The sequence below is a fragment of the Acinetobacter soli genome (assembly GCF_000760595.1).
GTDB classification, from domain to species: domain Bacteria; phylum Pseudomonadota; class Gammaproteobacteria; order Pseudomonadales; family Moraxellaceae; genus Acinetobacter; species Acinetobacter soli.
This window is the reverse complement of the sequence record NZ_BBNM01000009.1, coordinates 74,507-86,384: the sequence shown is the minus strand read 5'-3', so window position 1 is coordinate 86,384 and position 11,878 is coordinate 74,507. Positions and strand designations below refer to the sequence as shown.

At 45.8% G+C, this 11,878-nt stretch carries 9 protein-coding genes; 6 read left to right on the top strand and 3 right to left on the bottom strand.

Annotation, left to right across the window (positions count from 1 at the left end; genetic code table 11):
- Positions 1–98: 98 nt before the first annotated feature.
- The 3 genes from lolA to rplU form a co-directional block, all read right to left on the bottom strand.
- Positions 99–791: an outer membrane lipoprotein periplasmic chaperone LolA gene (gene lolA / locus Aso01_RS11575; protein WP_004941067.1), complete on the bottom strand. Its 693-nt coding sequence runs from the start codon at positions 789–791 to the stop codon at positions 99–101.
- A gap of 202 nt (positions 792–993) precedes the next feature.
- Entirely contained in the window at positions 994–1,251 is a 258-nt protein-coding gene (gene rpmA / locus Aso01_RS11570) for a 50S ribosomal protein L27 (RefSeq protein WP_004929519.1), read from the bottom strand.
- Between the two features lie 18 nt (positions 1,252–1,269).
- On the bottom strand, positions 1,270–1,581 hold the full coding sequence (gene rplU / locus Aso01_RS11565; RefSeq protein WP_004941071.1) for a 50S ribosomal protein L21: 312 nt from the start codon (positions 1,579–1,581) through the stop codon (positions 1,270–1,272).
- A 441-nt stretch (positions 1,582–2,022) separates the two neighbouring features.
- Between rplU and sdsA the strand changes: the two genes are divergently transcribed.
- The 6 genes from sdsA to adeK all read left to right on the top strand — a co-directional run bounded on the left by sdsA (position 2,023) and on the right by adeK (position 11,792).
- Positions 2,023–3,000 carry an All-trans-nonaprenyl-diphosphate synthase gene (sdsA, locus tag Aso01_RS11560; RefSeq protein WP_004941075.1) on the top strand — a complete coding sequence of 326 codons (978 nt, stop codon included), beginning with the start codon at positions 2,023–2,025 and terminating at the stop codon, positions 2,998–3,000.
- Positions 3,001–3,029: 29 nt separating this feature from the next.
- Complete coding sequence (locus tag Aso01_RS11555) at positions 3,030–5,084, top strand: site-specific recombinase (protein WP_004941078.1); 2,055 nt, start codon at positions 3,030–3,032, stop codon at positions 5,082–5,084.
- A 152-nt stretch (positions 5,085–5,236) separates the two neighbouring features.
- Positions 5,237–5,878, top strand: coding sequence for a phosphatase PAP2 family protein (locus Aso01_RS11550; RefSeq protein ID WP_004941081.1), 642 nt, complete (start codon positions 5,237–5,239; stop codon positions 5,876–5,878).
- Positions 5,875–7,149 carry an AdeA/AdeI family multidrug efflux RND transporter periplasmic adaptor subunit gene (locus Aso01_RS11545; protein WP_004941084.1) on the top strand — a complete coding sequence of 425 codons (1,275 nt, stop codon included), beginning with the start codon at positions 5,875–5,877 and terminating at the stop codon, positions 7,147–7,149. Before Aso01_RS11550 ends, Aso01_RS11545 begins: the two co-directional genes overlap by 4 nt.
- 12 nt (positions 7,150–7,161) lie before the next feature.
- On the top strand, positions 7,162–10,341 hold the full coding sequence (gene adeJ / locus Aso01_RS11540; RefSeq protein WP_004941086.1) for a multidrug efflux RND transporter permease subunit AdeJ: 3,180 nt from the start codon (positions 7,162–7,164) through the stop codon (positions 10,339–10,341).
- The gene (adeK, locus tag Aso01_RS11535; protein ID WP_004941090.1) at positions 10,341–11,792 is read left to right on the top strand and encodes a multidrug efflux RND transporter AdeIJK outer membrane channel subunit AdeK; all 1,452 of its coding nucleotides are present in this window, start codon (positions 10,341–10,343) and stop codon (positions 11,790–11,792) included. The genes adeJ and adeK overlap by 1 nt, the downstream gene beginning before the upstream one ends.
- Positions 11,793–11,878: the final 86 nt, after the last annotated feature.

Sequence of the window (11,878 nt, the reverse complement as noted above, 5' to 3'; positions counted from 1 at the left end):
GAGTTCACTATAGCAAAGCCACTTTTAAACTGAACATTGAAGTTATGTAGCCTGAGCACAAAAAAAAGCCGCATACGCGGCTTTTTTATATTGACGGCTTATTGATCGATAATATCCGTGCCTTTTGGCGGTGTAAAATTAAAGGTCGATGCCGGAATTGCAGCATTTAACTTCACGTTATTAAATCGAACATATGTGGTTTGACCGAGTGAATCTTGCAAAATCATCAAACTTGGTGCTTTATTGGCGCCAAAGCTGATGGTCAGGCTTTGAAAGGCACCCTCACTGTCTTTTGGATACAGTGTGTAGTAAGTTTTACTACGATCTGGCTGAGTCACCCGATAAGACTGCATGATCTGACTGGTATTTCCAGAAAGGAGCAGCGCAGGCGTGTTGGCAACCTGTTCATCTAGACTCTGACGAATCGCTTGTTGTAGATCAGGGTCATAAATCCAGACCGTTTTACCCGTGGTCACAATGGTCTGTTTAGACGGCGTTGAGGTTTCCCAGAAAAACTTTCCTGGACGCGCAACTTTCATTACCCCTTTAAAGGTCTGGTTCATGTGCTGCGCTGTCAGCCCTTTCTTTTGTGGCGCTTTTGAGTTAGTTACTTTAGTGGTTTGCTCAAAGTTGGCACTCAAGCTTTGAATACCCGTGAGTTGCTTCACCAAGTTTGAAGTGGCTTGTTGTTCCGATGCAGGCGTCGCGGCAAACACTGTCGTGCTCATGACAGGTGCAAGCGTTGCTGCGCTTATCGTTATTGCACACATGGTTTTACGAAGCATCGTCATAATATCACCTTGTCTTTCGTTGTGTTTCAGTCAATTTGATTTTTATATTACCCGACAAATTATATGCTAAGAATTGAAAAAATAAGACATTTTGTAGTTTTATACGGCTGCTTTGTGAGTTTTATTCATCATGATGGAGAGCATCTTTATCTTCAGATATAAAAAAAGCCCACATCGTGGGCTTTTTCAAACAATCTAAATCTTATACAGATTCAACTGTTACATAGCGACGGCCAAACTGACCCTTCACTTCAAACTTTACTACGCCATCAGCAGTAGCAAATAATGTATGGTCACGACCCATACCAACGTTAGCACCAGCGTGGAATTCAGTACCACGTTGACGTACGATGATGTTACCAGCAGTTACTGATTGGCCACCGTAGATTTTAACACCTAACATTTTAGGATTCGAATCACGACCGTTTTTAGTCGATCCACCAGCTTTTTTAGAAGCCATGTCTATTACTCCTCGTGATTAGCCTGAAATACCAGTAATTTTCAACTCGGTAAACCATTGACGGTGACCTTGTTGCTTACGGTAGTGTTTACGACGACGCATTTTGATGATGCGGATTTTGTCGTGACGACCATGACCAACCACTTCTGCAGTTACTGTAGCGCCAGCCACAACTGGAGCACCGATTTGAATGCTTTCGCCGTTTACAAGCATAAGTACGTCATCAAACGTAATAGTTGAACCGGTTTCAGCTTTCAATAATTCAACTTTAAGGGTTTCACCCTCAACTACACGGTGCTGTTTACCACCGCTTTGGATTACTGCGTACATAATGTACTCCAACTCAGCCCGTGTCGTCGTGTCAGTAAAGGGACATACTGAACTTAAAACGAACGCCACTGGGATATATAAGGCGACAGATTTTAAGTGAAATTTGACCAAACAACAAGTAAGCGAACAAAAAATAATATGTTAAAGCCGAAATGGATCATGCATACGCTTAAACACAAAGCAAATAAAAGCACAACCTAGCTTTTAAACGGAATATGTGTAAAATCTCAAATACAGTTTAAAAACAACTTGCTACTGTAAATTGGGCTTAATTTTCAAATCTGGCGTTTCATTTATAGGTCAATCTTTTGGTTTTTTTCTGCAAGAAAAATGCTTGTGGCGTATAAGTCTAGGCTCGCTTTTTTTGATTAAGCATCTGATTTAATTAAATCTATATCACCTTTAGTGACGTTTCCCCTAAATTGATGAGGTTCCCCTTCAATGGCCATCGACTTTAAGCAAGATATTCTCGCACCTGTTGCAACCGACTTTGCAGCGATGGATAAATTTATCAATGAAGGGATCACTTCCAAAGTCGCATTGGTGATGGCGGTCAGTAAACATGTGGTTGAGGCAGGCGGAAAACGTATGCGTCCGATTATGTGTTTATTGGCTGCAAAGGCCTGTGGTGCACAAGACTTGGCGCCACACCGTAAACTTGCCGCGATTATTGAGATGCTGCATACCGCTACGCTGGTACACGACGATGTAGTCGACGAATCAGGTTTAAGACGCGGCCGTCCAACCGCCAATGCGACCTGGAATAACCAAACCGCAGTCTTGGTAGGCGACTTTCTGATTTCGCGCGCATTTGATTTGCTGGTCGATTTAAATGATATGGTGCTTTTAAAAGATTTCTCGACAGGTACCTGTGAAATTGCCGAAGGTGAAGTATTGCAGCTCCAAGCCCAACACGACCCAGAGACCACCGAACAAACTTATTTAGATATTATTCACGGCAAAACGTCGCGTTTGTTTGAACTGGCCACCGAAGGCGCAGCGATATTATCCAATACACCGCAATACCGCGAGCCGCTACGTCTTTTTGCCGGGCACTTTGGTAATGCATTTCAAATCATTGACGATATTTTAGATTACACCTCGGATGCCGAAACATTAGGTAAAAATATTGGTGATGATTTGATGGAAGGTAAACCCACTTTGCCGTTAATTTCAGCATTACAACATACCACGGGTGAGCAGCATGCTATTGTTCGACGCAGTATTGCGACGGGCGGAGTCGAGCAACTCGATCAGGTGATTCAGATTGTACAGCAGTCGGGTGCACTTGATTATTGTCGCCAACGTGCTGAAGAAGAAACCCAAGCCGCGCTCGCAGCGTTGAGCCAGCTTCCCGAAAGTGAGGCACGTCAGGCACTGTTTAACCTGACAGAAATGGCGCTACATCGAATTCAATAAAACTAACTAAATTTACACATACGTTGCCTATGCATATTCACTTATTAGATCTTTATGCCACCATGCAGTCGCAGCTTGAACAGAGCCCGAATGCACTAGATGAATCTTTGGCAGTCGAACTCATTAATCGCTTGAGACCTGCCGACACACGCAATCTGGATGAGATCAATAAGAAATTTGATGCATTTGTACAATCCTTACTGATCACCCCCAATGCTGCCTATACCCTACAGGCGTTTATTTTGCATTTGATCCAGCAGTACAAGCAAAGTGGCTTGTACTCTGACAGCGGCATTTTGTCGCAGGATGGTTTTTGGAACCAGCTTTCTCAGCGCATGGGCGCTTATGTGTTGCCCAGCCTGATCGATCACAAAGATTTACGCACCCTGATTGGTCAAGTATTTCATCAAAAAAGTGATCGTTACTGGCTCGATGCCATTGAAGATGCACGCTGGAATAAGCTGTTTCAGGTGCTGGGGCAAAGTAACGGTAATGTCGACTGCAAACGCGTTGTACATGATGAAATGATCACCGCCATTACCGTATTGTCGTATCGAATCAGCGGCATTGGTTTATATCCTGAATTTATTAACGCTCAGCCAGAACTCTCAGAATACGAATCACCATTTCTGGTGCAAAATCGCGAAGTCATTGAGTTTATTGAGCAGTACAAACAGTTGCAATACACCGGCCATGAAGTGGCAGTACTCGAACCACCAGATGCCTCACAGGCTTTGGTGATGTTTGATCAATGCCGCGATGTGGTACTGAAAATCCGCCGTGCCACCAAACGCATTGGGGTCAGTTTAAGCCTGACCTACCTGCTCTCGCTGCTTGAGCAGTGTTTAGACCGGATTGAGTTGTTGCTGACCATTGTAGTGGCAGATCAACAGCGCCGACACCGTGCTTTGGGTGAGCTGCTCAAGGATTTAACTGCCGCGCATTATAGTGAAAAAAGTGTGCGTGCGCTGCTCAGCACCAACAGTGAACTGATTGCTCTGCAAGTCACCGAAAATGCCAGTAAAACTGGCGAACACTATGTGAGTACCGACAAAAAAGGCTTTTTGGGAATGTATAAGGCCGCCGCTGGTGCCGGTGCGATTATTGCGGTCATGGCAACCCTGAAAACGCTAGCGGCGCGAGTCACATTGGCACCGCTGATGCAGGCATTTGTATACAGTATGAATTACTCACTAGGGTTTGTCCTGATTCATATCTTGCACTTTACCGTGGCAACCAAACAACCGGCCATGACCGCTGCCGCACTGGCAGCTACCGTACAACAGCGCAGAGGTTCTAAAAACGCACAACTGGCTGAACTGGCGGCCCTCATTATTAATATTATCCGCACCCAATTGATTGCAATTTTGGGCAATATCTCAATTGCAATACCAGTGGCGGCGTTTATCGCGTTTATGTGGCATTTTAATCTCGATGAGCCACTGATGACCAACGCCAAGGCCGCCAAAACCCTGCACGATTTAAATCCGTTTACCTCACTGGCAGTGCCACATGCGGCGATTGCAGGTGTGTGCTTATTTTTGTCTGGTTTGATTGCAGGTTACTTTGACAATATGGCGGTTTATCGTAAAGTCGGTCCACGCTTAAAAGCGGATATACGTTTAGTCAGACTGATGGGACAAGCTCGTTTAGACCGTTTTGCCGATTATGTCGAACGTAACTTGGGGGCATTGGCAGGTAATTTCTTATTCGGAATCATGCTTGGCAGTATGGGCACGATTGGCTTTATTTTGGGACTACCTCTCGATATTCGTCATATTGCCTTTGCATCGGCCAACTTTATTCAAGGCTTGATGAACATCAATGGCTCACCCGACATCGGTCTGATCGTGGTTTCTTTTTTGGGCGTATTGATGATTGGTTTAACCAACTTATTTGTCAGCTTTACCTTAACGGTCATCGTGGCATTGCGCGCGCGACGCGTACGTTTTGAGCAGTGGAAACCCTTGGCAAAACTGGTGATGACCCACTTTTTGACCCGTCCAAGCGACTTTTTTTGGCCACCAAAACAACCGGTTGAAGTCGAAGACCCTTTAACTCAATCAGAAAAAACAAAACATTAACAATTTTGTTGTGTAATGTTAAAGCAACTTAAAAATTGTTCAGAATGAAATTACTATCAGGCATATTAGACTTGAAAAAAAGTGTACTCGAAAGTACACTTTAACTCCACAATCCTTGGCCAAAGGCCTCGGTAACAGTAAAGGTTGCTGTGATGCCATACCTACTGCTTTGTATTGGTTGTATTTTTTTCATTGTTGGCGTTTCTGCTTTATTTTCTCCTACCGCTCAGTTTTGGGACATTTCTGTCGTACAGTTGTTGAGTGAACATAGGAATCCAGCATTTGACCATCTTTCAACCGGACTTGCTTTCTTGGGTGGTATGCCTGCGGTGCTTCTTATTACTGTGCTGTGGTGCCTTATCCACTTCTTAAACGGTAAAAAAGCAATTGTCGTCTTTATCGTTTTAAGTGTGTTGGGCAGTATAGGATTGGGGTGGCTCTTTAAATGGTGCTTCGATAGACCGCGTCCGCCAGAGATGTATCACATCGTCAACAGTTATGGTGCATCGTTTCCAAGTGCTCACAGTGTTTATGCAGCCACACTTGCAGGCCTCGCGCTGTTGATTTACCGCCACCATCCCCGGTATTTCCCAATTGCATTTGTGGCCTTGCTGTGGTTTGGCATGATGGGGGTTTCAAGAGTTTACGTCGGGGTTCACTATCCTACCGATGTACTGGCAGGCTGGGGCATTGGTTTAATTTGGACCTCGTTGCTTTGGCTGGGGCTATTAACAACCAAGTTAGACAAAAACAAATTATTTTTAGATAAGAATCTAAATGAGGTGAAAGAATGACGTCGGCTAAGCTTTGGGTTCCTGCCCTTACTGCTTGCGCATTGGCAACAAGTATTGCACTTGTTGGTTGTAGCAAAGATTCCAAGAATGCTGAGCAAGCGGCAGCTGCACAGCAGATGCCACCTCCTCAAGTAGGTGTCATTGTTGCTCAACCACAAAGCGTAGAACAATCTGTGGAATTGTCTGGACGCACATCGGCGTACCAGATTTCTGAGGTTCGTCCACAGACCAGCGGTATTATTTTAAAACGCCTGTTTGCAGAAGGCAGCTACGTACGTGAAGGTCAAGCGCTTTATGAGCTCGACTCTCGAACCAACCGTGCCACACTCGACAATGCAAAAGCTGCGCTGTTGCAACAACAGGCCAACCTCAGTTCATTAAGAACCAAACTCAACCGTTATAAGCAATTGGTTTCGAGCAATGCCGTGGCCAAACAGGATTATGACGATTTAGTGGGTCAGGTCAACGTTGCCGAAGCACAAGTTGCGGCTGCACGCGCACAAGTGAAAAATGCAGAAGTCGATCTGGGCTATTCGACCATTCGCTCACCTATTTCGGGTCAATCGGGTAAATCGTCGGTTACAGCGGGTGCTTTGGTGACTGCAAACCAGACCACAGCGTTGGTCAGCATTCAACAGCTTGACCCGATTTATGTCGATATTCAGCAGTCTAGTGCCGAATTACTTCGTTTGCGTCAGCAACTGAGCAAAGGTAGCCTAGACAACAGTAATAACACCAAAGTCAAACTTCGTCTTGAAGATGGTTCAATGTATCCAATTGAAGGGCGATTGGCGTTCTCTGATGCGTCTGTGAGCACCGAAACCGGCACCATTACGGTACGCGCGGTGTTTCCAAACCCGAATCACTTGTTGTTACCGGGCATGTACGCCACGGCGCAGATTGCACAGGCCGTTATTCCAAATGCATATTTGATTCCACAAGCTGCGGTTACCCGTACGCCAACGGGTCAAGCCACTGCAATGATTGCCAATGCCAAAGGTGTGGTTGAAACACGTCAAATCCAGACCTCTGGCGTTCAAGGTCAAAACTGGATCGTGACTGGCGGCTTGAAACAGGGCGATAAAGTCATTGTCGATGGCGTAGCTAAAGTTAAAGAAGGCCAGCAGGTGAAGGTTGAGCCATATCAGGCCAAACCTGAGCAATCAGCCGCTCCACAAGGTGCAGCTGCTCAAGGAGCAACCTCAGGCAAGCCACAAATGACTGAACAGAACAAGGCGCCTTCTGATCAAAAAACTACTTCAAATACATAAGGGGTAGACAGAATGGCTAAGTTTTTTATTCATCGCCCCATTTTTGCGTGGGTGATTGCATTGGTCATTATGTTGGCGGGTATTCTTACGCTGACCAAAATGCCAATTGCACAATATCCTACGATTGCGCCGCCTACCATTACTATTGCTGCAACTTATCCAGGTGCATCTGCTCAAACTGTTGAAAACACAGTGACACAGATTATTGAGCAACAGATGAATGGTCTGGATGGCTTACGTTATATTTCATCAAACAGTGCTGGTAACGGTCAGGCCTCAATTCAATTAAACTTTGAACAAGGCATTGATCCAGATATCGCACAGGTACAGGTGCAAAACAAGTTGCAGTCTGCGACGGCACTCTTACCTGAAGATGTACAGCGCCAAGGCGTGAAAGTGACCAAATCGGGCAGCAGCTTCTTACAGGTAATCGCATTTTATTCACCTGATGGCAGCCTGTCTGATGCAGACATTAAAGATTACGTAAACTCAAATATTTCTGAACCCCTTAGCCGTGTAGAAGGCGTAGGTGAGATTCAGGTATTTGGTGGCTCTTATGCTATGCGAATCTGGCTCGATCCAGCCAAACTTACCAGCTATCAACTTACACCAAGTGACGTAGCAACTGCACTTAAAGCTCAAAATGCGCAAGTTGCAGTGGGTCAGTTAGGTGGTGCACCTGCCGTCAATGGGCAAGTTCTGAACGCGACAGTAACTGCGCAAAGTCTGCTTCAAACGCCAGAAGAATTCCGTAATATCTTCTTGAAAAACACCGCAGGTGGTGCTCAAGTTCGACTCCAAGATGTTGCGCGTGTAGAACTTGGTTCAGACAATTATCAGTTTGAGTCGAAATACAACGGCAAAGCTGCGGGTGGTCTTGCTATCAAGCTTGCAACAGGTGCCAATGCGTTAGACACTGCACAAGCTGTTGAAAACCGTTTAGAACAGTTACGTAAGAACTACCCTGCCGGTTTAAAAGATCAGCTTGCGTATGACACAACACCGTTTATCCGCCTCTCGATTGAAAGTGTTGTACATACACTGATTGAAGCTGTGGTACTGGTGTTTATCGTGATGTTCTTGTTCCTACAAAACTGGCGTGCAACGATTATTCCAACGCTTGCAGTGCCTGTAGTTGTACTCGGAACCTTCGCCGTCATCAATATTTTTGGCTTCTCCATCAACACCCTGACCATGTTTGCCATGGTACTGGCCATTGGTCTCTTGGTCGATGATGCAATTGTGGTGGTCGAAAACGTCGAACGGGTAATGGCTGAAGAACACAGTGACCCCGTCACTGCGACCGAACACTCGATGCAGCAAATTTCTGGCGCCCTGATCGGGATTACCAGTGTACTTTCTGCGGTATTCGTACCGATGGCATTTTTCTCTGGCACTACCGGGGTCATTTATCGTCAGTTTTCGATTACGCTGGTCACCGCGATGGTGCTCTCGCTAATCGTAGCTCTGACTTTCACCCCTGCCCTGTGTGCGACCTTGCTTAAACAGCATGATCCAAACAAAAAGCCAAGTAACAATGTATTTGCCCGCTTTTTCCGCTGGTTTAACCACAGTTTTGATCGTCTATCGAATGGCTATCAAAATGGTGTGGGGCGCATGTTGCATCACAAGTTATTCTCTGGACTTTTGTATGCTGCTGTGGTCGGGATTTTGGTCTTTGTTTTTGTCAAACTGCCATCATCTTTCTTACCAGAAGAAGACCAAGGTATCGTACTGACCTTAGTGCAGTTACCACCAAATGCGACCTTAGACCGAACTGGTAAAGTCATTGATACCATGACCAACTATTTCCTCGATAAGGAAAAAGATTCGGTTCAGTCGATCTTTACTGTATCGGGCTTCTCGTTTACTGGTGTGGGTCAAAACGCAGGTCTTGCCTTTATCCGTCTAAAAGACTGGAGTGAGCGAACCACGCCTGAAACCCAGATTGGGAATATCATCCAGCGCGGTATGGCACTGAATATGATCGTCAAAGACGCATCGTACATCATTCCGTTGCAATTGCCGTCGATGCCTGAACTCGGTGTCACAGCAGGCTTTAACTTGCAGTTGAAAGATTCAAGCGGACAAGGCCATGACAAGCTGATTGCTGCGCGTAATGCCATTTTGGGTATGGCCGCACAAGACAAGCGCTTAACAGGTGTTCGTCCTAACGGACAAGAAGATACACCGCAATATCAAATCAATATCGATCAGGCCAAAGCAGGGTCGATGGGTGTAAGTATCTCCGATATCAACACCACCATGAGTATTGCATGGGGCGGATCTTACATTAACGACTTCGTAGATCGTGGTCGTGTGAAAAAAGTCTACTTGCAAGGTGATGCGGCCAGCCGCATGATGCCAGGCGATCTAGACAAATGGTATGTTCGTAATAGTGCGGGCACCATGGTTCCGTTCTCTGCCTTTGCGACAGGCGAATGGACCTATGGTTCACCACGCCTTGAGCGTTATAACGGTGTGTCTTCGGTCAACCTTCAAGGTACTCCAGCAACGGGTGTCAGCTCGGGCGATGCCATGATGGCCATGGAAGAGATTGTTAACAAACTACCATCGATGGGATTACAAGGCTTTGACTATGAGTGGACTGGCTTATCGCTTGAAGAACGCGAATCAGGCGCTCAGGCACCATTCTTGTACGCATTGTCGTTGCTGATCGTATTCTTGTGCTTGGCTGCACTGTATGAAAGCTGGTCGATTCCGTTTTCGGTCTTACTGGTGGTGCCATTGGGTGTATTTGGTGCCGTTTTGTTAACCTTCTTTGGCTCGATGATTAAAGGCGATCCGAACTTATCCAATAACATTTACTTCCAAGTTGCCATGATTGCGGTGATTGGTTTGTCGGCAAAAAATGCGATCTTGATTGTCGAGTTTGCCAAAGAACTGCAAGAAAAAGGTGAAGACTTACTTGAAGCGACCTTACATGCCGCTAAAATGCGTCTACGTCCAATCATCATGACCACCCTCGCCTTCGGCTTTGGTGTACTTCCTCTCGCGCTTGCCTCTGGTGCAGGTGCAGGTAGTCAGCATTCAGTCGGCTATGGTGTTCTTGGCGGTGTGATCAGCTCAACACTTTTAGGTATCTTCTTTATTCCATTGTTCTTCGTGTGGATTCGAAGTGTCTTTAAGTACAAACCTAAAACCATCAACAATCAGGAGCACAGATCGTGATGCAAAAAGTATGGTCTATTTCAGGTCGTAGCATTGCGGTATCTGCACTTGCGCTTGCTTTGACCGCGTGTCAAAGCATGCGTGGCCCAGAACCAGTTGCCAAAGCCGATATCCCTGCAAGCTACAGTTCAAATGCTTCAGGACCGTCTATTGCTGAGCAAGGCTACAAAGACTTTTTCTCTGATCCTCGCTTATTGCAAGTGATTGATTTGGCGCTCAACAATAACCGTGATCTACGTACTGCTGCACTGAATATTCAGCGTGCGCAACAACAGTATCAGATTACCAAAAACGATCAGTTACCTACCATTGGTGCCAGTGGTAGTGCGATTCGTCAAGTGTCGTCTACACGTGATCCAAACAATCCTTACTCGACGTATCAGGTCGGTTTAGGCGTGACTGCCTATGAGCTGGATTTTTGGGGACGTGTTCGTAGCTTAAAAGATGCAGCACTCGACAATTATCTCTCGACACAAGCAGCACGTGACTCCACCCAGATCAGTCTGGTGAGTCAGGTGGCTCAGGCATGGTTGAGCTATTCGTTTGCAACTGCCAATTTAAAACTGGCTGATCAAACATTGAAATCACAGCTCGATGCGTACAACCTGAATAAAAAACGTTTTGATGTGGGTATTGATAGTGAAGTACCGCTGCGTCAGGCTCAAATTTCAGTTGAAACAGCACGTGATGACGTTGCCAACTACAAGACTCAGATGGCTCAGGCCAAAAATCTGCTCGATCTATTGGTGGGTCAGCAAGTGCCACAAAACTTGCTACCGAATCAGCCGGTCAATTCAATTACGCGTGAAAGTATTTTTGCTACGGGTTTACCAAGTGACTTACTTAATAACCGCCCAGATGTGAAATCTTCGGAATATCAACTCAGTGCAGCAGGTGCCAATATTGGTGCAGCAAAAGCCGCATTATTTCCAACGATTACACTCACCGGAACGGCGGGTTATGCGTCAACTGAATTGAGCGATTTGTTTAAATCGGGTGCAGGTATCTGGTCGATTGGTCCAAGTCTCGACTTACCAATTTTTGACTGGGGTACGCGCCGTGCCAATGTCAACATCTCTAAAACCGACCAGCAGTTGGCTTTAGCAAGCTACGAAAAGTCGATTCAAACCGCATTTCGTGAAGTAAATGATGCTTTGGCAACGCGCAATAACATTGGCGATCGTTTACAGGCACAGCGTCGTTTGGTGGAAGCAACGAACCGTAACTATACCCTCTCTACTGCGCGTTTCCGTGCGGGTATTGACGGTTACTTGACGGTACTCGATGCACAGCGTACCTCGTACTCGGCGGAACAGGGTTTACTTTTGCTTCAACAAGCCAATTTAAACAATCAGGTCGAGCTGTATAAAACCTTGGGCGGCGGTGTAAAAGCAACCTCAACCCAGACGGTAACCTATCCGGCATCGAGTGCAGAACGCCATAAGAAATAATGAATTACTCTAGAAAAGCTCACTTCGGTGGGCTTTTTTTTATGTGTTTTTCATTGCAACGTGGTTTCTTTTTTCTTATCTTGATA

Coding starts and splice junctions, on each gene's coding strand:
- lolA (WP_004941067.1), bottom strand. CDS start 791: ATGACGATGCTTCGTAAAACCATGTGTGCAATAACGATAAGCGCAGCA.
- rpmA (WP_004929519.1), bottom strand. CDS start 1,251: ATGGCTTCTAAAAAAGCTGGTGGATCGACTAAAAACGGTCGTGATTCG.
- rplU (WP_004941071.1), bottom strand. CDS start 1,581: ATGTACGCAGTAATCCAAAGCGGTGGTAAACAGCACCGTGTAGTTGAG.
- sdsA (WP_004941075.1), top strand. CDS start 2,023: ATGGCCATCGACTTTAAGCAAGATATTCTCGCACCTGTTGCAACCGAC.
- Aso01_RS11555 (WP_004941078.1), top strand. CDS start 3,030: ATGCATATTCACTTATTAGATCTTTATGCCACCATGCAGTCGCAGCTT.
- Aso01_RS11550 (WP_004941081.1), top strand. CDS start 5,237: ATGCCATACCTACTGCTTTGTATTGGTTGTATTTTTTTCATTGTTGGC.
- Aso01_RS11545 (WP_004941084.1), top strand. CDS start 5,875: ATGACGTCGGCTAAGCTTTGGGTTCCTGCCCTTACTGCTTGCGCATTG.
- adeJ (WP_004941086.1), top strand. CDS start 7,162: ATGGCTAAGTTTTTTATTCATCGCCCCATTTTTGCGTGGGTGATTGCA.
- adeK (WP_004941090.1), top strand. CDS start 10,341: ATGCAAAAAGTATGGTCTATTTCAGGTCGTAGCATTGCGGTATCTGCA.